At 58.3% G+C, this 22,792-nt stretch carries 18 protein-coding genes, 1 tRNA gene and 1 pseudogene; 12 read left to right on the forward strand and 8 right to left on the reverse strand.

Translation table 11 applies throughout. The features are described 5' to 3' along the window. Positions 1 to 9 precede the first annotated feature (9 nt). From tilS to glmM, 3 genes are all read left to right on the forward strand, one after another. Positions 10 to 1,404 (forward strand): tRNA lysidine(34) synthetase TilS, encoded by a 1,395-nt coding sequence (gene tilS, locus FHX08_RS29200; protein ID WP_210288425.1) that lies wholly within the window; start codon positions 10 to 12, stop codon positions 1,402 to 1,404. A 97-nt stretch (positions 1,405 to 1,501) separates the two neighbouring features. Continuing rightward, positions 1,502 to 3,433 (forward strand): ATP-dependent zinc metalloprotease FtsH, encoded by a 1,932-nt coding sequence (gene ftsH / locus FHX08_RS29205; protein ID WP_132656910.1) that lies wholly within the window; start codon positions 1,502 to 1,504, stop codon positions 3,431 to 3,433. 240 nt (positions 3,434 to 3,673) lie between these two features. Beyond that, positions 3,674 to 5,026, forward strand: coding sequence for a phosphoglucosamine mutase (glmM, locus tag FHX08_RS29210; RefSeq protein ID WP_132656909.1), 1,353 nt, complete (start codon positions 3,674 to 3,676; stop codon positions 5,024 to 5,026). A gap of 56 nt (positions 5,027 to 5,082) precedes the next feature. On the opposite strand, the gene FHX08_RS29215 is transcribed toward glmM, so the two are convergent. Continuing rightward, entirely contained in the window at positions 5,083 to 5,697 is a 615-nt protein-coding gene (locus FHX08_RS29215; protein ID WP_184328108.1) for a class I SAM-dependent DNA methyltransferase, read from the reverse strand. Positions 5,698 to 6,021: 324 nt separating this feature from the next. Here FHX08_RS29215 and FHX08_RS29220 point away from each other — a divergent pair, with 324 nt between their 5' ends. The 3 genes from FHX08_RS29220 (at position 6,022) to serA (ending at position 9,938) form a co-directional block, all read left to right on the forward strand. Next, positions 6,022 to 6,867, forward strand: a complete 846-nt coding sequence (locus tag FHX08_RS29220) for an outer membrane protein (protein WP_132656907.1) — start codon at positions 6,022 to 6,024, stop codon at positions 6,865 to 6,867. Positions 6,868 to 7,079: 212 nt separating this feature from the next. Beyond that, positions 7,080 to 8,258, forward strand: a complete 1,179-nt coding sequence (locus tag FHX08_RS29225; protein ID WP_184328109.1) for a phosphoserine transaminase — start codon at positions 7,080 to 7,082, stop codon at positions 8,256 to 8,258. An 84-nt stretch (positions 8,259 to 8,342) separates the two neighbouring features. Further along, positions 8,343 to 9,938, forward strand: a complete 1,596-nt coding sequence (gene serA / locus FHX08_RS29230; RefSeq protein WP_132656904.1) for a phosphoglycerate dehydrogenase — start codon at positions 8,343 to 8,345, stop codon at positions 9,936 to 9,938. A gap of 77 nt (positions 9,939 to 10,015) precedes the next feature. On the opposite strand, the gene FHX08_RS29235 is transcribed toward serA, so the two are convergent. Then, positions 10,016 to 10,231 carry a hypothetical protein gene (locus FHX08_RS29235; protein WP_132657239.1) on the reverse strand — a complete coding sequence of 72 codons (216 nt, stop codon included), beginning with the start codon at positions 10,229 to 10,231 and terminating at the stop codon, positions 10,016 to 10,018. A 267-nt stretch (positions 10,232 to 10,498) separates the two neighbouring features. Here FHX08_RS29235 and FHX08_RS29240 point away from each other — a divergent pair, with 267 nt between their 5' ends. Next, positions 10,499 to 12,580 carry a bifunctional diguanylate cyclase/phosphodiesterase gene (locus tag FHX08_RS29240; RefSeq protein WP_132656903.1) on the forward strand — a complete coding sequence of 694 codons (2,082 nt, stop codon included), beginning with the start codon at positions 10,499 to 10,501 and terminating at the stop codon, positions 12,578 to 12,580. A 58-nt stretch (positions 12,581 to 12,638) separates the two neighbouring features. Here FHX08_RS29240 and FHX08_RS32140 read toward each other — a convergent pair. From FHX08_RS32140 to FHX08_RS29255, 3 genes and pseudogenes are all read right to left on the reverse strand, one after another. Beyond that, positions 12,639 to 14,260 (reverse strand): annotated as a pseudogene (locus tag FHX08_RS32140) (L-lactate permease). A 48-nt stretch (positions 14,261 to 14,308) separates the two neighbouring features. Then, positions 14,309 to 15,307 carry a 2-hydroxyacid dehydrogenase gene (locus FHX08_RS29250; protein WP_184328110.1) on the reverse strand — a complete coding sequence of 333 codons (999 nt, stop codon included), beginning with the start codon at positions 15,305 to 15,307 and terminating at the stop codon, positions 14,309 to 14,311. Between the two features lie 213 nt (positions 15,308 to 15,520). Further along, positions 15,521 to 16,399, reverse strand: coding sequence for a LysR family transcriptional regulator (locus FHX08_RS29255; RefSeq protein WP_132656901.1), 879 nt, complete (start codon positions 16,397 to 16,399; stop codon positions 15,521 to 15,523). A gap of 107 nt (positions 16,400 to 16,506) precedes the next feature. Between FHX08_RS29255 and FHX08_RS29260 the strand changes: the two genes are divergently transcribed. Further along, complete coding sequence (locus tag FHX08_RS29260; RefSeq protein ID WP_132656900.1) at positions 16,507 to 17,631, forward strand: TDT family transporter; 1,125 nt, start codon at positions 16,507 to 16,509, stop codon at positions 17,629 to 17,631. A 364-nt stretch (positions 17,632 to 17,995) separates the two neighbouring features. Here the strand turns inward: FHX08_RS29260 and FHX08_RS29265 are convergent, their stop codons facing one another. Next, the gene (locus FHX08_RS29265; RefSeq protein WP_132656899.1) at positions 17,996 to 18,952 is read right to left on the reverse strand and encodes a DMT family transporter; all 957 of its coding nucleotides are present in this window, start codon (positions 18,950 to 18,952) and stop codon (positions 17,996 to 17,998) included. A gap of 266 nt (positions 18,953 to 19,218) precedes the next feature. Between FHX08_RS29265 and mnmA the strand changes: the two genes are divergently transcribed. The 4 genes from mnmA (at position 19,219) to FHX08_RS29285 (ending at position 21,524) form a co-directional block, all read left to right on the forward strand. Further along, positions 19,219 to 20,418, forward strand: a complete 1,200-nt coding sequence (mnmA, locus tag FHX08_RS29270; protein WP_132656898.1) for a tRNA 2-thiouridine(34) synthase MnmA — start codon at positions 19,219 to 19,221, stop codon at positions 20,416 to 20,418. A 134-nt stretch (positions 20,419 to 20,552) separates the two neighbouring features. Further along, positions 20,553 to 20,629: transfer RNA gene (locus FHX08_RS29275), tRNA-Met, on the forward strand. Between the two features lie 88 nt (positions 20,630 to 20,717). Then, positions 20,718 to 20,969: a hypothetical protein gene (locus tag FHX08_RS29280; RefSeq protein ID WP_132656897.1), complete on the forward strand. Its 252-nt coding sequence runs from the start codon at positions 20,718 to 20,720 to the stop codon at positions 20,967 to 20,969. Between the two features lie 117 nt (positions 20,970 to 21,086). Then, positions 21,087 to 21,524, forward strand: coding sequence for a universal stress protein (locus FHX08_RS29285; RefSeq protein WP_132656896.1), 438 nt, complete (start codon positions 21,087 to 21,089; stop codon positions 21,522 to 21,524). Positions 21,525 to 21,540: 16 nt separating this feature from the next. On the opposite strand, the gene FHX08_RS29290 is transcribed toward FHX08_RS29285, so the two are convergent. Both FHX08_RS29290 and FHX08_RS29295 read right to left on the reverse strand, forming a co-directional pair. Further along, complete coding sequence (locus FHX08_RS29290) at positions 21,541 to 21,720, reverse strand: hypothetical protein (RefSeq protein ID WP_132656895.1); 180 nt, start codon at positions 21,718 to 21,720, stop codon at positions 21,541 to 21,543. A 144-nt stretch (positions 21,721 to 21,864) separates the two neighbouring features. Beyond that, on the reverse strand, positions 21,865 to 22,767 hold the full coding sequence (locus FHX08_RS29295) for a LysR family transcriptional regulator (protein ID WP_132656894.1): 903 nt from the start codon (positions 22,765 to 22,767) through the stop codon (positions 21,865 to 21,867). Between the last annotated feature and the right edge of the window lie 25 nt (positions 22,768 to 22,792).

A 22,792-nucleotide genomic window follows, 5' to 3' on the forward strand; every position in this document is an offset into this window, starting at 1 on the left:
TCTTCCGGCTTGGAAGGTCTGATTTCTCCCGAAGCGGCGATTGGCCGTTTCATCGCTTCGCTGAAGACGCCCGCGCGCATTCTTATCGCGATTTCGGGCGGAAGCGATTCCACCGGTCTGCTCCTGCTGCTCTCAGAAGCGCTGAAGGCCGCTCCCGATCTTTCCATTTCCCTTTGCGCCGCAACCGTCGACCACGCATTGCGTGATGGATCGGCAGATGAGGCCTATCAGGTCGCGGCTCTCTGTGCATCACTCGGTATTACGCACCGAACGATGGTCTGGCAGGGCGAAAAGCCGAAAACCGGTGTCATGGCGGCTGCACGCGAGGCCCGTTATGGACTTCTCGCCGAGGCGGCGGAAGCCTTTAAGGCAAACTTCATCGTGACAGGACATACGCTGGACGATCAGCGCGAAACGCTTGCCATGCGCGGAATGCGGGCGGAACAGATTTCAACCGGTATCGCAGATGCAGTGCTATTCAACCGACGCTTTTGGGTCCTGCGGCCGCTTCTCTTTTCCAACCGGACCGACATCCGTGACTTCCTGAGCACACGCGGCGTGGCGTGGATCGACGATCCGAGCAACGAGGATATGAAATACGAGCGCGTGCGGACGCGCCGGCAGCTTTCCGGCAACGCGGATGCGGAGATGAATATTCGAGACGTCTGGGAGGAAAGGCTGGATCTTTCTTCTGACGGTGCCGAGTGGCTGGACCGTCATTTCAGGCTTCATGGCGGTTTGCTCGGCCAGGTGATGCCCGATGGGTTAACACGGGACCGCGCCGTCCTTGATTACACGCTCGGTCGTCTGACGGCCGTTTTCGGCGGGCAGTCGTTTGTGCCGGGGCGGGTACAGATGCAGCGGCTTCTTGCATTTGCCACCGGCAGCAAGCCGGGGCGGATGGCCCTCGGCAGGGTGGTGTTCGATCTGCGGCGTGGCGGACTTTATCTGGCGCGCGAGAACCGTGGGATCCTGCCTCTGGTGCTTAAGCCGGGAGAGGCCGGGATCTGGGACGGCAGATTCGAGGTCAGAAACCGGTCGGGAGCGACCATCGAAATCACGGCATCTGCCGCAGCGCTGGATGACCTGACAATGCGCGAGGAACCTTCCACTCTGGATGCGCTGGATTCAGGCGACAAGCAAGGGAATGAACGGGATTGGAGCCGGGGACTTCCCAGGAGCGCATGGAAGCGGGCCTATGCTTCCGTGCCGGTCATATCGGCAGGGGAGGGCTTCTTTTCTCGGGAATCCATCCCGTCCATAGATTGGATGCCCCATTTTGCCCCCTTCGACCGCTTTTTGACACGATTTGATCTCACCTTTGCAAGGAGACTTTCGGCGGTTTTCTCAAGGGTGCCCTATGCGGAGCTGCCTTTAAGAAGTATTGACGGAAAAACGACCTGACAAAGTGGATCGCCTTGGCAATGGCTCGGGGCAACCCTATGTTAGAGACCAAATATGACGGCCGCCATGAGGCGACTGTCCAGTGCTGGGGAGTTCGATGAACCCTAACTTACGTAATTTCGCCTTGTGGGCGATCATAGCGCTTCTGCTGATCGCCCTCTTCAGTATGTTCCAGACGGCTCCGGCGCAGACGGGTTCGCGCGAGATCCCTTATTCGCAGTTCCTGCGTGAGGTGGATGCGGGCCGTGTGAAGGATGTCGTGGTCACTGGCAACAGGCTGACCGGGACATATCTGGAAAACAACAATACCTTCCAGACCTATTCGCCCGTTGTCGACGGCAATCTGCTTGACCGCCTGCAGTCCAAGAACGTCGCTGTCACTGCGCGCCCGGAAACCGATGGTTCCTCCGGCTTTTTGAGCTATCTCGGAACGCTGCTGCCGATGCTTTTGATTCTCGGCGTCTGGCTGTTCTTCATGCGGCAGATGCAAGGCGGTTCTCGCGGTGCGATGGGCTTCGGCAAGTCCAAGGCCAAGCTTCTGACCGAGGCGCACGGCCGCGTCACCTTCGATGACGTTGCGGGTGTGGACGAGGCCAAGCAGGATCTGGAAGAAATCGTCGAATTCCTGCGTGATCCGCAGAAATTCCAGCGCCTCGGTGGCAAGATTCCGCGCGGCGTGCTGCTCGTTGGCCCTCCGGGTACCGGCAAGACGCTGCTTGCCCGCTCGGTTGCCGGCGAAGCCAACGTTCCGTTCTTCACCATTTCTGGTTCGGACTTCGTCGAAATGTTCGTCGGTGTCGGTGCAAGCCGTGTCCGCGACATGTTCGAGCAGGCCAAGAAGAATGCGCCCTGCATCATCTTCATCGACGAAATCGACGCTGTCGGCCGCCATCGTGGCGCAGGTCTCGGCGGTGGTAACGACGAGCGCGAACAGACGCTGAACCAGTTGCTTGTCGAGATGGATGGTTTCGAAGCCAATGAAGGCATTATCCTGATCGCTGCGACCAACCGTCCTGACGTTCTTGATCCAGCACTGTTGCGTCCGGGCCGCTTCGACCGCCAGGTCGTCGTTCCGAACCCTGATATCGTCGGTCGCGAGCGCATCCTGAAGGTTCATGCCCGCAACGTTCCGCTGGCGCCGAATGTCGATCTCAAGGTTCTTGCTCGTGGCACGCCCGGTTTCTCGGGTGCAGACCTCATGAACCTCGTCAACGAAGCTGCCCTGATGGCTGCGCGCCGCAACAAGCGCGTCGTCACCATGCAGGAATTCGAAGACGCCAAGGACAAGATCATGATGGGTGCGGAGCGCCGCTCTTCGGCCATGACCGAAGCGGAAAAGAAGCTCACGGCCTATCATGAGGCCGGTCACGCGATCACCGCGCTGAACGTTGCCGTCGCCGATCCGCTGCACAAGGCGACGATCATTCCGCGCGGACGCGCTCTCGGCATGGTTATGCAGCTCCCCGAGGGCGATCGCTATTCGATGAGCTATAAGTGGATGATCTCGCGCCTCTGCATCATGATGGGCGGCCGCGTCGCCGAAGAACTGACCTTCGGTAAGGAGAACATCACGTCGGGTGCTTCCTCCGATATCGAGCAGGCGACCAAGCTTGCCCGTGCGATGGTCACCCAATGGGGCTTCTCCGACGAACTCGGCCAGGTTGCCTATGGCGAGAACCAGCAGGAAGTCTTCCTCGGCCATTCGGTTTCGCAATCGAAGAACGTTTCAGAAGCGACCGCTCAGAAGATCGATAACGAAGTGCGCCGCCTGATCGACCAGGCCTATACGCAGGCCCGTACGATCCTAACGGAAAAGCACGACGAATTCGTCGCTCTCGCCGAAGGCCTGCTCGAATACGAGACGCTGACCGGCGAAGAGATCAAGGCCCTGATCCGCGGCGAAAAGCCTGCGCGTGATCTTGGCGATGATTCGCCTCCGAGCCGAGGTTCGGCTGTTCCGAAGGCCGGTGTGCGTCCAGCTTCCAAGGGTGATGAACCCGAGGGTGGGCTGGAACCCCAGCCCCACTGAAATTGAACAGGACTTTTCTAAAGGGCCGGATTTCCACAGGGAACCCGGCCTTTTTAATATTAGTAACAGGATATAATCGATTTTCTTGGTAATTTACGTGCCGGTTATGCGGTTTTGTGGCATTCCGCTGACCAGGGACAAGTCTGGATAAAGGTTTCGGGCACGGCCTTGATATTGAAGCCGGATTCTTGCTTGAGGAATGCGCAGCCTCTACGGCGCGCCAAAAGCGCAGGAGTGCATATGAAAAGACGCTATTTCGGGACTGACGGCATCCGAGGCCAGGCCAACATCTTCCCCATGACGCCGGATCTCGCGATGCGGGTCGGCATCGCCGCAGGGACGATTTTTCGTAACGGCGCTCATCGTCATCGTGTGGTGATCGGCAAGGACACGCGCCTGTCAGGCTACATGCTGGAGAACGCCCTCGTGGCCGGCTTTACGGCAGCGGGGCTGGACGTATTTCTGCTCGGCCCTATTCCGACGCCTGCGGTTGCCATGCTAACGCGTTCTCTGCGGTGCGATATCGGGGTGATGATTTCGGCCTCGCACAATCCGTTCCAGGATAACGGTATCAAGCTTTTCGGTCCTGATGGCTACAAGCTCTCCGATGATATCGAGGCGCAGATCGAGGATCTGCTCGACAAGGACCTTTCGGGACAGCTTGCGAAGGCTGAGGAAATCGGTCGAGCCAAACGCGTCGATGGCGATATTTACCGCTATCTCGAACACGTTAAACGCACCTTGCCGCGCGATGTGACCTTGCAGGGCCTACGCGTCGCGGTCGACTGCGCCAACGGTGCGGCCTACAAGGTGGCGCCTGCTGTTCTCTGGGAACTCGGCGCCGATGTGGTGACGATCGGCAACGATCCGAACGGCACGAATATCAATCTGAATTGCGGCTCCACCAGCCCGGTCGCCCTGCAGAAGAAGGTCGACGAGGTGCGCGCCGATATCGGCATTGCACTTGATGGCGATGCGGACCGCGTCATCATCGTCGATGAGAACGGCTCGATCGTTGATGGTGATCAGCTCATGGCCGTCATCGCCGAAAGCTGGGCCGAGAGCCAGCAGCTGCGCGGCAACGGCATCGTTGCGACCGTCATGTCCAATCTTGGCCTTGAGCGCTTCCTTGAAGACAAGGGCCTCAGCCTTGCCCGCACGAAGGTGGGCGACCGCTATGTGGTCGAGCACATGCGCCAGCATAACTACAATGTCGGTGGCGAGCAGTCCGGACATATCGTGCTTTCGGACTATGGCACAACCGGCGACGGTCTCGTCGCTGCCTTGCAGATTCTCGCCGCTATCAAGCGGACGGGCAAGACGGTCAGTGAAGTCTGCCGCCGCTTCGAGCCAGTCCCGCAGCTTCTGCGCAATGTCCGCATCAGCGGTGGCAAGCCGCTGGAAGACCTGCAGGTGGTCAAGGCAATTGCCGATGCGGAAGCCGAGCTGTCGAAGAACGGCCGTCTCGTCATCCGCCCGTCCGGCACCGAGCCGCTGATCCGCGTGATGGCGGAAGGCGACGACCGCGCGCAGATCGAGCGGATCGTCAACGATCTGATCGGCACGATTTCGAGCGTTCGCAGCGCCGCCTGAAAGCGATGCAGGAAGAAATAAAGCCGGCCTTTGCGCCGGCTTTTTTGTCGGCACTTTTATTGGCGTTGTGCGAGCCAGACCGTGTGACTGCCGCAAGCTGGGTCTTCGGCCTTGTGGGCGACGACTGTGAAGCCGTGTTCAGTGAGCAGGGCGCGATATTCATCCGGGCTGAGGCTGCTGTGATAGAGAGGCTCGCCGACAAAGGTGCCCATGGCTTCTCCGTGCGCCGGCCCACTGGTGAACATCAACGCCGTCCCCTGTTTCGAATGGGTGCGAAACAGTGGGAACATGTCTCGCTGGTCCTCGGAGGTCAGGTGGAAGAAACTATCCCAGGCAATCAGCCCATCGAAGCTTCTGCCAAGCGAGAGGCTGCGCATGTCTGCGATCTGCCAATCGGAGTTTGGGAAGCGCGTCTTGCACATGTCGATCAGGCTTGATGAAGAATCGATGCCGGTAACCGCATAGTCGCTCTCGATGAAATGACGCGCGAGTGGCTCGCCGGAGCCGCAGCCAATATCGAGGATCGAACCGCGTTGCGGGATTAGTGCGGTGAATCGATCCAGCCAGCTTCGCTCAAAGAGCGTTTTGCCGCGGCTGGTGTCCCAGAGCTTTGCATGCCGCTCGTAGAGATCGGCAATGGTATTGGCGGCCTGCCTGTTGTTGCTTTGCATGTGCTGATCCTGCATCGAAATCTTCGGCTTGTCTTAAGAGGTTCGATGCCGAAAGAACATGCAGGCGATGCGGTTTGCTTGTCTTTCTGCTCTCTTCATCCGCCTGGGTGAAATCCACAGCACTTTTTATTTGTCGTCTTGCAAATTTCAGAAGTTGAAACAGGCAGTTGGTCCGCATTTACTTTTTCGAAACATGTTTTACGGCGAATATTCAAATTACTTCTTATGGTTAAGCAGCTTTTAACGTTTCCGATTCATTATCCATAAAAAGCGTATCCGTTTTGGCGGCCCACGGCACGCCACGCAACCGACTGGAGTGAATCCATGAAACGAACCTTCTCCGGTATCTTCGCCGCGCTCTTGATTGCGTCGAATGCCTATTCTGCCGATCTTGCTCCGGTCGAGCCCGTGCCGGAACAGCCGCCGGAAGTTGCGGTCAGCGAAAGTACCGGCTGGTATCTGCGCGGTGATGTCGGCTACGCCTTCACCGATCTGCGTGGTGCAAAGTTCTTCCAGGGAAGCAATGCCCTGGAAGCCGATTTCGATCATGCTGATCTGGATGATGCCTGGACGGTTGGCGGTGGTGTCGGTTACCAGATCAATAACTATCTGCGCACCGATTTGACCTTCGATTATCTCACCAAGGCCGACTTCCGCGGCTCGACGACAGGCGGCGGTGCGGCCTTCGGCGCCTGCGTCGTCTCATGTACTTCGACAGATGTATCGTCGATGACGGCTTATACACTGCTCGCCAACGCTTACGTCGACCTCGGCACCTACGCCTACTTCACGCCCTATGTCGGTGCCGGTATCGGTGGTTCCTACGTCAAGTGGAAGGACCTCCACAACGTTGCCTGCGCTGACGACGGCAGTGGCTGCGATGACGAAGTCGTTCACGGCGGTCGCAGCGGCTGGCGCTTCAGCTATGCCCTTATGGCAGGTGCTTCGATCGACGTGACCTGCAACGTCAAGGCCGATGTCGGTTACCGCTACCTGCATATCAACGGCGGCGACATGTTCGGCTACAACGAAAATGGCGGCCCGGGCCGCGACCGTGGCATCAACGTCCATGAAGCCCGCATTGGCGCCCGTTATCTCTTCGACGGATGTGCCCAGCCGGTCGCCTACGAACCGCCGCAAATTCCGCTGCAGCAGCCGGTATACAAGTAGGACCGAAATTTCAAATGTCATCGAAAGTCGCCCGAAGGGGCGGCTTTTTCGTTTTGTCTGATGGTTCGCAAAGAGAGCGGCTTAGTCGCTGCTGCGGCAAAATACCCTCCAGAAACGACACCAGCCACTTGACTGTGACGGGCTTCGCCCATAAACACCGCGGCGGGACACTCCTCCCCAACGAGGAGCCATCTATCTGGAAGGGTAGCAATATGGCGAATACCGCAAAGCCGGACGTGCGTCCGCAAAACACTCATTTTTCTTCTGGCCCCTGCGCGAAACGTCCTGGTTGGACGCTTGAGGCTCTTTCCGACGCGGCTCTGGGCCGCTCGCATCGTGCGAAAGTCGGCAAGGCCAAGCTCAAGCAGGCGATCGATCTCACCCGCGAAATTCTGGAAGTGCCCGCGGACTACCGCATCGGTATCGTTCCGGCTTCCGACACCGGCGCCGTCGAAATGGCGCTCTGGTCGCTGCTCGGCGAGCGTGGCGTCGATATGGTTGCCTGGGAAAGCTTCGGCGCTGGCTGGGTCACCGATGTTGTCAAGCAGCTCAAGCTCAAGGACGTTCGCAAGATCGAAGCGGGTTACGGTGAACTCCCTGATCTTTCCACCGTCGATTTCGACCGTGATGTGGTCTTCACCTGGAATGGCACGACCTCGGGCGTTCGCGTTCCGAATGCCGATTTCATCCCTGCCGACCGTAAGGGCCTGACGATCTGCGATGCGACCTCGGCCGCCTTCGCGCAGAACCTCGATTTCGCCAAGCTCGACGTCGTCACCTTCTCCTGGCAGAAGGTTCTTGGCGGCGAGGGTGCACATGGCGTCCTCATCTTGTCGCCGCGCGCTGTGGAACGTCTGGTTTCGTACCAGCCGGCATGGCCGCTGCCGAAGATCTTCCGCCTGACCTCTGGCGGCAAGCTGATCGAAGGCATCTTCCAGGGCGAAACGATCAACACGCCGTCGATGCTTTGCGTCGAGGACTATATCGACGCGCTTCTCTGGGCCAAGCAGCTCGGCGGCCTCAGATCTTTGATCGGCCGGGCTGACGCCAATGCCAAGGTGATTGCCGATTTTGTTGCTGCAAACGACTGGATCGCCAACTTGGCCGTCAATCCCGAGATCGAATCCAACACCTCGATCTGCCTAAAGATCGTCGACAAGGACGTTGCCGCTCTCGATGCCGATGGCCAGGCGAACTTCGCCAAGGGCCTCGTCGCTCTTCTCGAAAAAGAAGGCGTCGCCTACGACATCGGCGCTTACCGCGATGCTCCGTCGGGGCTGCGCATCTGGGCAGGTGCGACGATCGAAACCGCTGACATGCAGAAGCTGATGCCTTGGCTCACCTGGGCCTTTGAAACGCAGAAGGCTGCGCTTTCCCAGGCTGCTGCCTGATGTGATCGCATACGGCTCCGTCTGATGGCGGAGCCTAGCATTCCCAATTCAAATTCATCGCTGAACTTTTTGAAGGAGGCCCGTATGGCACCTCGCGTTCTCGTATCCGACGAACTGTCGGAAACCGCTGTCCAGATCTTCCGTGATCGCGGCGTCGAAGTCGATTTCCAGCCGCAACTCGGCAAAGACAAGGACAAGCTGTTCGAAGTCATCGGCAACTACGATGGTCTTGCCATCCGTTCTGCCACCAAGGTAACGGAAAAGATCATCGAAGCTGCCAAGAACCTCAAGGTTGTCGGTCGCGCCGGCATCGGCGTCGACAATGTCGATATCCCCGCTGCATCGCGCCGCGGTATCATCGTCATGAACACGCCCTTCGGCAACTCGATCACGACGGCTGAACACGCGATTGCGCTGATGTTTGCTGTTGCCCGCCAGCTTCCGGCGGCCGATCTTTCCACGCAGGCCGGCAAGTGGGAAAAGTCGAAGTTCATGGGTGTGGAAATCACGGGCAAGACACTCGGCGTCATCGGGGCCGGCAATATCGGCTCCATCGTCTGCGCCCGCGCCATCGGCCTGAAAATGCATGTCGTCGCCTATGACCCGTTCCTTTCCAAAGAGCGTGCAGAGGAAATGGGCGTAACCAAGGTCGAGCTCGACGAGCTGCTCGCCCGCGCCGATTTCATCACGCTGCATGTGCCGATGACGGACAAGACGCGCGGGATCCTTAATAAGGAAGCGCTTGCCAAGACCAAGCCTGGCGTTCGCATCATCAATTGCGCCCGTGGCGGACTTGTCGATGAAGCGGCCCTTGCCGATGCCATTAAGTCCGGTCATGTCGCCGGTGCCGCCTTCGATGTCTTCGAAGTCGAACCAGCCAAGGAAAGCCCGCTTTTCGGCCTCCCCAATGTCGTCTGCACGCCGCATCTCGGCGCATCGACCACGGAAGCGCAGGAAAACGTTGCCCTGCAGGTTGCCGAGCAGATGGCTGATTACCTGGTAAAAGGTGCGGTTTCGAACGCCATCAACATGCCGTCGATCACGGCTGAAGAAGCACCGATCCTGAAGCCGTTCATCAAGCTCGCTGATGTTCTCGGCGCCTTCGTCGGTCAGGTCACGGAAGAGCCGATCAAGGAGATCGAAATCCTCTATGACGGCGTGACGGCCAACATGAACACCCGGGCGCTAACCTCTGCGGTTCTCGCCGGCCTGATCCGTTCGCAGGTTGCCGATGTCAATATGGTTTCGGCACCGATCATGATCAAGGAGAAGGGTATTATCCTTTCCGAGGTCAAGCGCGACAAGTCGGGCGTCTTCGATGGTTACATCAAGCTGACGGTGACGACGGAATCCATGACGCGTTCGATTGCCGGCACGGTCTTCTCCGACGGCAAGCCGCGCTTCATCCAGATCAAGGGTATCAATCTCGATGCCGATGTCGGCAGTCACATGATCTACATCACCAATACCGACGTTCCCGGTATGATCGGCTTCATCGGCACGACGCTGGGTGCTGCTGGCGTCAACATCGCCAACTTCCAGCTCGGCCGCGACAAGCAGGGCGGCGACGCCATCGCTCTGCTCTATGTGGATGCTGCGGTTAGCGATGCCGTTTTGAACAAGCTGACAGCGAATCCGGCGATCCGTCAGGCAAAGCTGCTGACCTTTAACGTCGACTGAGTTTTCCTCCCAGGGAAGACATGCAAAAACCCGGTGCGGCTTCCGTGCCGGGTTTTTATTTAGTCCAGCGGATATCGTTAGTTCCGTGCGATCTTCGCGTCTTGATGCAGAAAAGTCTTTTTGCTCGCATCGAGTACCCTGAAGAACTCATCCCAGGAAATATTCTCGACGGTGTTTTCTTGCTTGCTGAAATCAACGCCGACTAGGCCGCTTTTCATCCGGGCGGGATGGCCGCCACGTGCTTCGATCCATTCTCGAATTTTATCATGATCTGTCCTTGGGGATGCGCCCATCGTCGCCTCCTGCAGATGGGTTGTATTTTCAGCTTCAAATAACTCTTTGGAAATGAATTGGTTCCATCTGATGATCAAGTATCCGTTCGGGTCTTTGCCCAGCTCGGTGGAACTTGCAACTAGGCAGCGAAATCGTTGGTTTGAATAAGTTCGCTGCTTATTTTACAGGCGCGCGCACAAAGTTTAAGCGTCTTATGATTGTGATTTTATTTAGCTTTTTCGCCTATACCACTTTCGATATGGTCCTAATTTCACGCGAATTTCTCAATGGCTTTGTTTCAGACGATATCCGGGCAATCCGAAGCTTTCGTTGATGATTTCCGTTCGCTGTTTGCGACGCATCCCTCTCCAATGTGGGTCTACGATCCGGATACGCTCGGCTTCCTGATCGTCAACGACGCGGCGCTCGCACTTTATGGTTACAGCGCAGAAGATTATCAGGGCATGACCGTGCTCGATATCCGCCCCGCCGCGGAGCGGGAGCGGATGCTTAGCGCCGTTCATGATCGCACCGACATGGAGAAGGCCGAGCGCTGGACGCATCTGAAGGCCAATGGCGAGACGATCGAAGTTCTGACCTACGGCCGGGAAGTGCGTTTCGACGGAAGAGCTGCGATCCTCGCGATCGTGCAGGACCAAACCGAGATGAACGCTGCACAGCGCCAGGTCACCGATACGCGTTCGCTCTTGGACAGCATCGTCGACAACCTGCCGGTCGGCGTCTTCGTCAAGGATATGGACGAGGATGGCCGCTACATTCTTCTGAACGAAGCCTGTGGCGAGATCATGGGTTTTCGTGCCGGCGACGTGGTTGGGCACACGGATCGGGACTTTTTCCCTCCTGAACAGACGGTTATCTTCCGCAAGCAGGATCATGAGGCTCTTGTCGCCGGGGTGACGATCAGCTTCGAGGAGACGATGGAGCGAGCCGATGGCGGCAAACGGATCCTTCGCACGGTCAAACGCGCTCTACCGGCCCCTGAGGGGGCGGAGCCGCGTTATTTGCTCGGTATTTCGCATGATGTGACGGAAGAGCGTGCGGTGGAGGCAAAGTTTGCGCATCTTGCCATGCATGACTCACTGACGCGCCTGCCAAACCGCGCCGCCTTCTCCAAACATATCCGTAAGCAGGCCATCACCGCCTCCATCGAAAAGCCGGTGGCGCTGCTTTATATCGACGTGGACCACTTCAAGACGATCAATGACAGCAAGGGCCATGCTGCTGGCGATGCGCTTCTGTGCCAGGTTGCAGAGCGCCTGCTGGCGCTTGCCGATGAGGGCGACCTTGTCGCACGTCTCGGTGGGGATGAATTCGCGGTCGTACTGCAGCTTGTCGACGCAGATCGGGCGGAGCGTTTTGCGAATCTACTGCTCACGTCGCTTGCCAAGGCTTTCGATCTTGATGGCACACGGGAGCATGTTACCTGCAGCATCGGCATTGCCCTCGCTCCCGTTGATGCCGGCGAAGCCGATGTGCTGATGCGCCACGCTGACCTGGCACTCTACGCCGCCAAGGAAAGTGGCCGCTCGACCTATCGTTTCTATGAGGCCGAGATGCGGCTCGAGGCCGAACGCCGGCATCTTTTGACCGGGGAATTGCGTGATGCGCTGGAACAAGGGCAGTTCGAGCTGCACTACCAACCGATCGTGCAGCTCGAGGATGATGGCATCGGCGGTTTCGAGGCACTGATCCGCTGGCGGCATCCGGTGCGTGGACTTGTCCCGCCGATGGAATTCATTCCACTCGCCGAGGAGACGGGGCTCATCGTTCCGATCGGCGACTGGGTCTTGCGGGAAGCCTGCCGCGCTGCCGCATCCTGGCCGGACCATCTTAAGATCGCAGTCAATCTTTCTGTCATCCAGTTTCGCCACGCGAGCCTGCTTTCCAGCGTTGTCGCCGCACTCGATGAGACGGGGCTGCGTCCGGAGCGGCTGGAAGTCGAGATCACCGAATCCGTCTTCCTGGCAGACGTGGCGCAGAGCTTACCGTTGCTTCGTGCGCTGAAGGAACTCGGTGTGCGTATTGCCATCGACGATTTCGGTACAGGCTATTCTTCGCTCAGCTATCTGCGCGCCTTCACCTTCGACAAGATCAAGCTCGATCGCAGCTTCGTGTCCGGTATCGAGACAGAGCCCGGCAATCTGGCCATCGTGCGGGCTGTCGCCGGCATCGGCTCCGGTTTCAACGCCGTTACGCTGGCCGAGGGCATTGAGACCGAGGAGCAGTTGCAGAAACTCAGAGCCGAAGGCTTTGGCGAGGTGCAGGGCTATCTTCTCGGCAAACCCATGCCGCAGCATGAGGCTGAAGCGTTGATTTACGGTCGGCAATTGAAGACAGCGTCAGCCTGAGATTATCCTATGGCGTCCCGCGTCGGTAAGCTCCTGATTTATATTGAAGGCTTCCTTGTCACCAAACCAGGAATGACAAGATGAATGTCCACAGGCAGACGTAGACGAGAAGCCCAAAGCTATAGAGAAGCGTTGTCCGCATGATGTCGGATTCTCGACCAACCTGGCCTACCGCAGCCGCAGCGATGGCGATCGATTGCGGAGAGATCAGTTTTGCCATCACTCCACCGCTCGTGTTGGCCGCTACCAAGAGCGCCTCGCTAGTCCCGATCTGAGATGCTGTAACCAATTGCAGATGGGCAAAAAGCGTATTGCTGTTGACGACGGATCCGGTAATGAACACGCCAGACCAGCCGATCACAGGCGCGATTAGCGGAAAGATCCTGCCAGTTTGAGCCAGTCCCAGACCAATGCTGGACGATGCTTCGGAGAAATTGGCAATATATGCAACGGCCATGATAATAGAAATCATGGCAAGCGGGCTCCAAAGGTCAAGAATGACCGATCTGAGCTGGCTGAGGGCCTCCGAAGGCGAAACTCTCGACGAAAACAAGATGGTAAGAACCACAGCAATCAAAATTGCGGTTCCGGATGCGCTGATCAGAGCGACGTTCCAAACGGCAGGCAGCCCGTGAACCGCGTCCGAAATCGGAGGCATTTCCTGGACCTGAAGGTGCAGGAATGGGATTTGCAGTTTCAGCACCGTGGCCGCGAGAAGACCATCCTCCGCGAACAGGCTTTTAAATTGCGGCAAGCTCCATAATAGAATGGTGCCGGTCAAAATGTTAAAAGGCGACCAAGCCTTGATGACCTCCATCAGCGACCACCGCTGCGATGATATCGGCGGAGCGCCATCTTCCCGGTAAATCGTTTTGGCTGCCAGAACAGCATGAACAATGCCAACGTGCCCATGGAGCCTAGTGGTGCCACGATATCGGTTAGCTCCGGTCCGACAAAATATAACGTGAGTGTTTGGAGACCGCTGAACAGAACGCCGATCAGGAGCAGTACGGGCCAGGTTTCTCTCACGCCTCGATAGCCATCCAGAACAAGAATGAGCAATAACGGCACGAACAGTGTGGACAGTTGGACGATGGCGATCATCATGGCGGACATGTCTGCCAGACTGACACCGCCTTGCCGTGCACCGACGAGGATCGGAATACCGATTGCGCCGTATGCGCCATTGGCGGCATTTGCCAGCAGGCAGAGCATGGCTGCCTTGATCGGTTTGAAGCCGAGTTCGACGAGCAGCGCCGCGCAGATGGCGATCGGTACACCGAATCCGGCCGCCCCTTCCAGGAACGCACCGAAGCAGAAGGCGATCAAAATGACCTGAATGCGTTGATCATCCGAAATCGTTGCGATGCTTCCCCGGATAACTTCGAACTTGCCGCTTTTGACCGCAAGCCGATAAAGCCAGACCGCCATAAGTACGATGTAGCCGATTGGCCACAATCCGCCGAGGATGCCGAAGAGGGCTGCTGCAAGTATCTTTTCCAGCGGCATATGAAATATGACGGAAGACACGATGATTGATATCGCGAGCGTCGCGACGGCGGCGGTCAATCCCTTGAGCTTCAGGAAAGTCAGGGCGACCAGAAAGAACAGGATAGGCAGGGCGGCAACCAATGCCGAAAGATGAAGGTTTCCCAGCGGATCGTATGTCTGCTGCCACATCGCTTTTCCCGGTTCGTTCGATCTCTGATGTCGTGTCAGAAGGGGGCTTTATGCTTTCAGAACGGCATTTGGACAGTTTGTTCCATTGACTAGGCAGTTCAGGTTTTGAAACGTGACGTCTGCAATTTCGCGCAAGGCCTCGGTGGTAAAGAACCCCTGATGGCCCGTCACCAGCACGTTGGGAAAAGTCATCAGCCGCTGAAAGACATCATCATCGATGATATCGGACGACCGATCGTGAAAGAAAAGCGCGCTCTCCTCTTCGTACACATCGATACCAAGGGCGCCTAAGCGACGGGATTTCAGTGCCAGAATGACGGCGCGCGTATCGATGAGTGCTCCACGGGACGTATTGATCAGCATTGCGCCAGGTTTCATCAAACCCAGTTTCTCTCTGTTGATCATGTGTCGGTTGTGTTCGAAGAGCGGGCAATGGAGCGTGACGATATCGGACTGAGCCAGCAGGCTTTCCAAGTCCACCACTTCGCCTATAGCTTTAAATTCCGGGGACGGCGTCGGATCGAACCCCAGAACACGGCAGCCAAAACCGTTCATGATTTTTGCTACAGCGAGACCGATCTTGCCTGTTCCGATGATACCGACCGTCTTTTTGTGAAGGGTCATGCCCAACAGCCCGTTGAGCATGAAATTGCCTTCCCGAACACGATTATAGGCGCGATGCGTATGTCGGTTCAGCGTCATGATCAGCGCTATCGTGTGTTCCGCCACGGCTTCTGGAGCGTAGGCGGGCACGCGCGCGACGAGAAGACCAAGCTTTTGGGCAGTGATGATATCGACATTGTTGAAGCCCGCGCAGCGGAGAAAGACGCCCTTCACACCGAGCCGGTGCAAAGCCTCGAGGACGGGTGCATTCACAACGTCGTTGACGAAGACGCAAATGGCATCACAGCCCTGCGCAAAGGCTACTGTCTGCAAAGAGAGACTGGCTTCCTGGTAAATCAGCTCAAAGGGCGCCGGTTCAAGCCGATTTGCTTCGTCCAAGAAAGTCTTGTCGTAGGCATGAGCGCTGAAAACGGCTACTTTCATGGGCAATCCTATCGTCGTGCTTTGGACTCCGCTCGCCTTTAATGAGAGGATGGGATTGCCAGATTGCTTGCATGCCGGCGCAATCGGCATCTTCGTCGTCAAGCAAATGAACGCCAAGGCCATCCCCCAGCTATCAGTCGAATGCTAGCATCACTTGTATGATCAAGCCCGTAGCATCGCGTAGCCTCTATCGGCGTAGGCGCCGCTTGGACATCAGCCTGATATCACGGCATCGAAAGCATCAGCCGCTCTGCTGCGATAGCGCTCCTCATGGCGCAACAGGAAGAAGGGACGAGGCAGCGGCGGCATGTTCACTTCGGTAAGAAGACCGCTGTGCAGCTTCATGGCAACGACGCTCCGTGACATCAGCGTCGCGCCCACGCCAGCTTCGACAATGCCGACGAGCGGTTCGTTTTCCGGCAACACCATCGCCACATCGAGCGCATCGATATCGAGGCCGGCCTTTTGCAGAAGGCTTTCGAAGGCGAGGCGGGTGCCGGACCCCCGCTCGCGCAGGACCCATTGCGTCTGCGGAAAATCGGCCGGGCCACGCATTTTGCCGTCTGCCCATGGGTGATCGGGGGCGACGACGACGATCATCTCGTCCAGCGCGACCTGCCTTGCCGAAACGCCGCGCCTGTGGCTCGGCCACTCGATAAGGCCTACTTCCACCTCGCCGTTGGCAACGGCGTCGGACACTTCAGCTGTGTTGCCGATGCGGACTGCCAGTTCGATTCCCGGATAATCTCGCCGGAACGCGGCAAGTCGTGGTGACAGCCAATAGCCGCCGATCGTCTGACTGGCCATGATCGTGAGTTCTCCATGCATGAGGCCGGAGAGATCCATGAGGGCCGCTTCCGCCGCCTTCGCACTGGCGAGCACAGCCTGCGCCTCCTTCAGGAACAACTGGCCGGTCCGGTTCAGCACGATCGAGCGGCCGACGCGGTCAAAGAGGGTCACGCCGTGGCGCGTCTCCAGCGCCGTAATTGCGGCGCTGACGGCCGATTGGGTCATGTTGAGATGGTTGGCGGCCCTCGTGACGTGCTGCCGCGCAGCCACCTCCACGAATATTCTGAGTTGCTCTAGTGTCATATGACCTCCGATAGTTATTCGATTTTATCGAATGAATTTACCAAGATAAATCGTTGGAAGCGATTATTTGGTGGGAATAAGAAAGCGGTCAACGAAAGGAATCCACCATGACCGTCCTACCTCTATCTCCCTCAGTTCCGATTGCCCGGCCGCAGGCGCGGGTCCTGCGGCATTTCACGCCGAACTGGTTTGCGACGACGATGGGAACCGGTATCCTCGCCGTCTGTCTTGGTCAGTTTCCGGATCTGCCGATGGTCCGCGCGGCGGGAGAGGTGCTGTGGCTCGCAAATATGGGTCTCTTTATCGTGTTGACCTGCACATATGCCGGAAAGTGGCTGCTGCACCCTGGTGCGGCACTTAGGGCATTCGATCATCCCGTCGTATCGATGTTCTTCGGCTGCATTCCGATGGGGCTTGCTACCATCATCAACGGTTTTCTGATCTTCGGGCCATCCCTTTTCGGTGCCGCTGCTGTCGCTATTGCTGCGGAGCTCTGGTGGGTGGATGCCGCGCTGGCAGTCCTTGCAGGTCTTGCCATTCCGCTGGTCATGTTCACGCGGCAGCAACATGCAATCGAGCATATGAGCGCCATCTGGCTGCTGCCGATCGTGGCCTCTGAGGTTGCGGCCGCAAGCGGCGGGCTGCTGGTACCGCATCTTGCCACCGGCGAGCAGCTCCCGGTGCTTTTTGCGAGCTTCGTTCTCTGGTCGTGTTCGGTGCCGCTGGCGCTCGGCATTCTCGTTATTCTCTTTCTGCGCATGGCTCTGCACAAGTTGCCGCCGGCCGGCATGGCGGCAACGAGTTTCCTCGCCCTCGGCCCGATCGGCACAGGAGCGCTCGGTCTCGCCCTGTTTGCCATCAATGGTGGGCAAGCTCTTACGGCTGGTGGTCTCGGTGCATTGGTTCCGGCAATTTCGGGGGCGGCTGTGTTTGGTGCCGTCCTGTTGTGGGGCTATGGCCTTTGGTGGCTTGGTCTGGCGGTTGGCATCACGATCAATCATCTGCGGCAGGGGCTGCCCTTCAATCTCGGCTGGTGGGGTTACACTTTCCCGATCGGCGTCTATGCCGTCGCGACGCTGCGGCTTTCCAGCATCTTCCCGCTCCCGGCTTTGACAGGTTTCGGGGAAATTCTGGTCGCAGCCCTTGCCGCAATCTGGATCGTCGTCGCCATCCGCACGAGTCGCGGCGCCTATAATGGTTCGCTCTTCGTCGATCCCAGCCTGGAGAACTGAAGGGCCGATTTACACATTGGCTTCAATCATTCGTTATTTTGATAACGCCAGTCAGCGTTGCATACTCTCCACGGGCTGGAAAAGGAGGATGCACATGAAACGCTACACGCTTTCGATGATTGGTCTAGCGATCGTGACTGCCATCATCGCCAATCCAGGGATCGCACTTGCCTGCAACAAACTGATTGGCACCTGAGCCAGCAACATCCACCTCTCCATTTGAAGGCGCAGTTCAGCTGCGCCTTTTTGGTGTCCTTCTCCTGAGGTATTGCCCCCTTCGCGCCCGTTTTCGCGGTCGGGGAACACCGCGAATGTGAAAGAGCGAACCGTCGGCGCAGATAAAGCGCGAGCTGGCGGGATAGGCCTATCGCGTCTGACCTTCCAGGTCGCCTTCCGCTGGCGTCGTGGCGATTGGCGATTGTGCGTCGCCGGAGGTAACGGCCGCGGGCAGGGGGACGTGGCGCTTGCGTTCGCGGATCAGCGTCAGCAGGCCTGAGCAGATGATGAGCACGATGCCAAGAGCCATCGGCAGATCGACGCTATCATTGAAGAAGAGATAGCCGAAAGCGATTGCCCAGATCATCTGGCTGTATTGCGGCGTAGCAACCAGCGTTGCCGGGGCGAGGCGTGCTGCCGTCATCAGCATGACGTTGCCGGCCGCACCGAGCAGACCGTAGCTCGCAAGGAATAGCCATTGCTGGGGTGTCGGAACGACCACCTGCGACAGCATAAGCAGGCTGCTGACAACAAGCGTGCCGAGCAGTGATGCGCCATAGAGTGAGAGGCGTTTTTCAGCGGGGCCGAGTTTGCGAAGGATGACGATGGCGATGGCGGCCGAGATCGCCCCGATGGTCGCCGCCAGATGGCCGACGGACAATTCGCGAAAGCCGGGTCGCAGAACCACCAGCACGCCGAGGAAGCCGACGATGACGGCGGCCCAGCGCTGCCAGCGTACATCTTCCTTCAAAAAGACGACCGAGAGAATGGTGACGAAGGAGGGGAGCAGAAAGAGCAGGCAGAAGGCTTCCGCCATCGGCAGCTTGGTAAACGTGATGATCGAGGCGATTGCACCAGTTGCGCCAGCCGCAAACCGCGCCATCCAGAGTGGCCTGTTCGTCGTCCTGAAAATATCAAGCCATGAATCGCCTCGCCCCTTAATGAAGGGGAGCGCGGCGAGGCTGAGAACCGCACCCGTGAAGGCGACTTGGAAGGAGGGAACCGTTCCGTGCAGGGCTTTGATGGATGCATCACTGAAGGCAAAGACGGCATAGGCCGCAAATGCGACGAGGATGCCACGAAGCGTGGTGGAGGCGGCTGTCATTTTTCCGATTCTTCAAAAAGGTGGGTCATTTCATCTACGTGATGAAATACGACCGATCAAAGGTCGATTGCGAATAGCTGCAATGCGTGACCCGCGAATGACGCCGCGGGAAAGCACCGAAAAGCCGGGCCTTGCGCAGGGGCGCAATAGTTTCTATATCCGTCGCCCATGCAGACTGGCGGACGACCCCGCCGGAAATACAGGAAATCCGCCATATTCCGAAGGCAGGAAGGCGGATCGCAACAGCATAGAATTTGGCAGCAATCGTGAACACACTGGATTTTGACAAGAAGCCGGAAGACACCCGTGTCGTCGTCGCCATGTCGGGCGGCGTCGATAGCTCCGTCGTGGCCGGGCTTCTCAAACGCCAGGGCTATGATGTGCTGGGTATCACGCTGCAGCTCTACGACCACGGGGCCGCCGTTCACCGCGCCGGCTCCTGCTGCGCGGGCCAGGATATCGACGATGCGCGCCGCGTCTGCGAGACGCTCGGCATTCCACATTACGTGCTCGATTACGAGAAGCGCTTCCGCGAGACCGTCATCAATCCGTTCGCGGAAAGCTATGTGGCCGGTGAAACGCCGATCCCCTGCGTTGCCTGCAACCAGACCGTCAAGTTCGCTGATCTTCTGGCGACCGCCAGGGAGCTCGGTGCCGATGCGCTGGCGACTGGTCATTATATCCGTTCGCGCCCGAACCCGTCTTCCTGCAATCCCGGCCGTCGCGCGCTCTATCGCCCGGCCGATGCCGACCGTGACCAGAGCTATTTTCTGTTTGCGACGACGCAGGAGCAGATCGACTATCTGCGCTTTCCGCTCGGTGGATTGCCGAAGTCGGAAACCCGTCGGCTGGCCGAAGAAATGGGTCTCGTCGTCGCCAAGAAGGCCGACAGCCAGGACATCTGTTTTGTGCCGCAGGGCAAGTATTCCGACATCATCACCAAGCTGAAGCCGAATGCGGTCCTGGCAGGTGAGATCGTGCACCTCGACGGTCGTATCCTCGGCCAACACGAGGGTATTCTGCATTATACGATTGGCCAGCGCCGCGGCATCGGCGTTGCCACCGGCGAACCACTCTATGTCGTTTATCTCGACGCGCGCTCGCGCCGCGTCGTCGTCGGGCCCAAGGAGGCGCTGGAAACGCATCGCGTCTACCTGCGCGACGTCAATTGGCTGGGCGACGAAGCGCTTCAGGTCGCAGCTTCGGGCGAGGGCTTTGCGTGCTACGCCAAGGTGCGCTCCACCCGCGCACCGGCGCCCGCGGTGCTGCATCTCGATGCGAGTGGCATCTATGTCGATCTCACGGTCGGCGAAGCCGGCGTCGCGCCTGGTCAGGCCTGCGCGCTTTATTCCGCGCCCGGCGATGATGCTCGCGTCTTCGGCGGCGGCTTCATCGAGCGTTCCGAGCGCGAGCCGGCTGCGGAAGCCTCCCTGAAGGCTCTGCTTTCCAACTACGCGATGGCCTGAAACGACGAAAAACGGTGCAGTAAAAAGCCCACCGTTTTTCTCCATCATGTGCTTGACACAAAGCGGAAGCGCACCTTATAAGCCGCACATCCCACGAACCGGCAGCGCTTCGCGAACGGTATCGTTTGACCAGTGGCGGAGTAGCTCAGTAGGTCAGAGCAGAGGAATCATAATCCTTGTGTCGGGGGTTCAAATCCCTCCTCCGCTACCATTTGTCCCCAAAGCAAAACAATCAATGCGCGCTTGTCGCGCGGGCGATATAATTTACCATAAGATGCTTCGTTACACGGGGATTCAAGATGAAATACGCTGTTGTCGCGATGATACTGCTTGCTGCCGGCTGCAGCACGACGACGGAGGACCAACCGATACCGGGCAGCTTGACCTACGGTGGCAAGGTTATCCATTCGCCTTATAAGCCTGGCACTGTCATCAAACATACTTTCCTCGGCGACTTCGGTAAAAGGGAGTTCGAGCGTTACGTCGTTCAACCAGATGGCACGCTGAAGCTTGCCACGCGGATCACGAGCGAGGATTTCCTCTGGAATTGATGTGATGTCCTTGCTCTCTGCTGAGCAATACTCGACGTTGACCTGCGTCAAGGCGCGGGATTACGATCGCGGCTGAATTCCTCTTCACCTGAATTCAACCAGCAGAACGGATCTCCCATGTACAATCGCATATTGCTGCCCACCGACGGTTCGGAACTTGCCGCTCGGGGTGTCGATCATGGTCTTGCGCTTGCAAAAGCGCTCCACCTTCCCGTCACAGTCGTGAGCGTCATCGTACCGCTGACCGGTTTTGCGCTTCAGGGGGTCGTGCAGGCAGAAGCGATGGACAGCTATAACGAGGGCCGTCGCAAAGAGATTGAGGATCTGGAAAAGATCATCGGGGAAAAGGCGAAGAGTGCCGGTGTCGTTGCCGACTTCGTCAGTAAAGTGCATCTCTCACCCGCCTCGGCCATTCTGGAAACGGCGGCGGAGCAGGGCTGTGGCCTGATCGTGATCTCCTCGCATGGTCGCCGCGGAATCTCGCGGCTCATGCTCGGCAGCCAGACATCAGAGGTTCTTTCGGAGGCGGGTATCCCGGTTCTGGTCGTAAAGTAAGCGGCTTCGTTTTCCGTCACCGGAGCAAGGGAACGGCGCGCTCGGCGGTATGATCTGCCGCCTTTACGCCTGTCGTGCCATTTTCCCGCTTGCGACAGTCGGTTTCGTCGCGGCTGCTATTTGGGTCCGCAACCATATAGAAAGCAAGCATCTCCTCCAGGCGAGAGGCGGTGAGGTTGGCAGCGAAACCCTTCATGGCTTTCCTCGGCGTTTTTCCGGTTGCGGAGTTTCATAGCCCACGTTCGGGGAGGTCCGGAACATGTCGTGGAAGGTTGTCACCAACTTTCGAAGACCGGTTGAGTGCTTCGTTTTTCTTCAAAACCCTGCTGCCGGTATTGCTTTAGTCGCGGATGAGTTCGAGACAGAATTCGATAAAGGCATTAACCTTGGCAGGCACATGATGCCGCGAAGGATGAACCGCATAGAGCGGGAACGTTTCATCCGGCCAGTCCGGGTAGAGTTCGACCAGACGGCCTTCGGAAAGCAGCTCCCTGACGCTGAGGGCAAGTACCTGGGCGACGCCGGCGCCCGCAAGGCAGGCATCGAGCATGGTGCCGGGGTCGCTCATCAGAAGTGGTCCTCTGGCATCGAGCTGCACGATCTTCCTGCCTCGGTGCAGTTCCCATTCGAAAGTGCGGCCAGTGAGGGGGTCGCGGAACTGGATGCAGGAGTGGCTGGCGATATCAGTGGGTAGCTTCGGCGTGCCATGCTCTGCGAGATAGGCAGGCGTTGCCACCGTCAGGACGCGGGTTTCCATCAGCTTGCGAGCAATGCGCGACGAGCTCGGCTGCTGACCGAAGCGGATGGCAATATCGATTCCATCGGCGACGAGATCGCTCATCAGCTCGCGGGTTATCAGCTCGAGTTCGAGCTCTGGATAGCGCGCGACGAACTCTTTCAGATGCGGAGCGAGCACCATGCGCGAAAAGATCGGATCGACATCGACGCGCAGACGGCCGCGCACGGTTAGCGATGCGCCTGACGCAAGCGTTGCAGCTTCCGCAATGCCGTCAAGATGCGGAACAACCTGCGCATGAAAGCGGGCACCCTCATCCGTCAGCCTTACCGAGCGGGTGGTGCGGTCAAGCAGACGCACGCCGACGCGCGCCTCCAGCCGTGAAATGGCGCGGCTGACGCCGGATGCCGAAAGGCCGAGCGCGTCAGCCGCCTTGACGAAGCTGCCGCTTTCGACAACCGCGGCAAGGGTGCTGACGCCGGAAAGCAGGCGGCCGTCGAATGCCATGGTTCACTCCCGATTTGATGTCATG

The organism is Rhizobium sp. BK529 (assembly GCF_014194105.1).
Taxonomy (GTDB): domain Bacteria; phylum Pseudomonadota; class Alphaproteobacteria; order Rhizobiales; family Rhizobiaceae; genus Rhizobium.

Bases quoted from the DNA above. Each gene is read 5' to 3' on its own strand.
- FHX08_RS29225 (WP_184328109.1), top strand. From the start codon at position 7,080: ATGGCGAATACCGCAAAGCCGGACGTGCGTCCGCAAAACACTCATTTT.
- glmM (WP_132656909.1), top strand. From the start codon at position 3,674: ATGAAAAGACGCTATTTCGGGACTGACGGCATCCGAGGCCAGGCCAAC.
- FHX08_RS29260 (WP_132656900.1), top strand. From the start codon at position 16,507: ATGACCGTCCTACCTCTATCTCCCTCAGTTCCGATTGCCCGGCCGCAG.
- FHX08_RS29255 (WP_132656901.1), bottom strand. From the start codon at position 16,399: ATGACACTAGAGCAACTCAGAATATTCGTGGAGGTGGCTGCGCGGCAG.
- FHX08_RS29240 (WP_132656903.1), top strand. From the start codon at position 10,499: ATGGCTTTGTTTCAGACGATATCCGGGCAATCCGAAGCTTTCGTTGAT.
- FHX08_RS29250 (WP_184328110.1), bottom strand. From the start codon at position 15,307: ATGAAAGTAGCCGTTTTCAGCGCTCATGCCTACGACAAGACTTTCTTG.
- FHX08_RS29220 (WP_132656907.1), top strand. From the start codon at position 6,022: ATGAAACGAACCTTCTCCGGTATCTTCGCCGCGCTCTTGATTGCGTCG.
- FHX08_RS29265 (WP_132656899.1), bottom strand. From the start codon at position 18,952: ATGACAGCCGCCTCCACCACGCTTCGTGGCATCCTCGTCGCATTTGCG.
- FHX08_RS29290 (WP_132656895.1), bottom strand. From the start codon at position 21,720: ATGAAGGGTTTCGCTGCCAACCTCACCGCCTCTCGCCTGGAGGAGATG.
- ftsH (WP_132656910.1), top strand. From the start codon at position 1,502: ATGAACCCTAACTTACGTAATTTCGCCTTGTGGGCGATCATAGCGCTT.
- serA (WP_132656904.1), top strand. From the start codon at position 8,343: ATGGCACCTCGCGTTCTCGTATCCGACGAACTGTCGGAAACCGCTGTC.
- FHX08_RS29295 (WP_132656894.1), bottom strand. From the start codon at position 22,767: ATGGCATTCGACGGCCGCCTGCTTTCCGGCGTCAGCACCCTTGCCGCG.
- FHX08_RS29285 (WP_132656896.1), top strand. From the start codon at position 21,087: ATGTACAATCGCATATTGCTGCCCACCGACGGTTCGGAACTTGCCGCT.
- FHX08_RS29235 (WP_132657239.1), bottom strand. From the start codon at position 10,231: ATGGGCGCATCCCCAAGGACAGATCATGATAAAATTCGAGAATGGATC.
- FHX08_RS29280 (WP_132656897.1), top strand. From the start codon at position 20,718: ATGAAATACGCTGTTGTCGCGATGATACTGCTTGCTGCCGGCTGCAGC.
- FHX08_RS29215 (WP_184328108.1), bottom strand. From the start codon at position 5,697: ATGCAAAGCAACAACAGGCAGGCCGCCAATACCATTGCCGATCTCTAC.